Raw genomic sequence first — 1,043 nt, forward strand, 5'->3', positions numbered from 1 at the left:
GCCAGCCGAGCGGCGACGCCATCTCGATGCCGACCCGCGCCCGGACGTCCGGCGGCAGCACCCGGTCCCGGTACGCCTGCGGCTGCTGCCGGAACAGCTCCCACGACGGCAGGCTGACCACCCGCACCGGATGGCCGGCCCGCTCCAGAAGCGCCTGCGCTTCGGCGGCCAGCGCCACCTCCGACCCGGTCGCGATCAGAATCCCTTCCGGTCGGCCGCCGGCCGCTTCCGAGACCACATAGCCGCCCCGGCGCACCCCTTCAGCGGCATGCTCCGCTTCGCCCGGCAGTGTTTCGACGCCCTGGCGGGTCAGTACGATCAGGGTCGGACGGTTCCGGCTTTCCACCGCCAGCTTCCACGCCTCGCGCACTTCGTTGCCGTCCGCCGGACGCAGCACCGTCAGGTTCGGAATCGCCCGCAGCCCGGCCAGCTGCTCGACCGGTTCATGCGTCGGCCCGTCCTCGCCGACGGCGATCGAGTCATGCGTGAAGACGAAGATCGACGGAATCCCCATCAGCGCGGCCAGCCGGATCGCCGGCTTCGCATAATCCGAGAAGACAAAGAACGTCGCCCCAAACGGAATCACCCCGCCGTGCAGCGCCAGCCCGTTGACCGCCGCCGCCATCGCAAATTCCCGGACGCCGAACCAGATGTTCCGCCCGGCATACGTACCCGGCAGAAAATCGCCCCCGGCCCGGATCGCGGTTTTCGTTGACGACGCCAGATCGGCTGCGCCGCCGAACAGCGCCGGCACCGTCCGGGCGAGCCCGTTGATTACCTCGCCCGAGGACGCCCGCGTCGCCTGCTTCGTTCCCGGCGCATAGACCGGCAGCTTTTCGGCATAGTCCGCGGCCAGCTGGCCTTCAATGGCCGCTTTCAGCTGCGCCGCGAGCGCCGGATACGCCTGGGCATACGCCGCCAGCCGGGCATTCCAGGCCGCCTCTTCCTGCTGTCCCGCGGCCGCCAGCGTCTGGAAGTGGGCCCGGACGGCCTCCGGGACAAAGAACGGCTCATGGTGCCAGCCGTACGCCTCTTTGGCCGCC

Annotated in this window: 1 protein-coding gene; it reads right to left on the bottom strand. The window is 70.3% G+C overall.

Annotated elements, in window-relative coordinates; all coding sequences use genetic code 11:
- Positions 1–1,043: transketolase-like TK C-terminal-containing protein (locus Q6A92_RS18125; RefSeq protein ID WP_443029758.1), on the bottom strand; the 1,043-nt coding region annotated here is incomplete at both ends.

Origin of the sequence: Sporolactobacillus sp. KGMB 08714 (assembly GCF_036598985.1) — a bacterium.
GTDB lineage: Bacteria > Bacillota > Bacilli > Bacillales > Sporolactobacillaceae > Sporolactobacillus.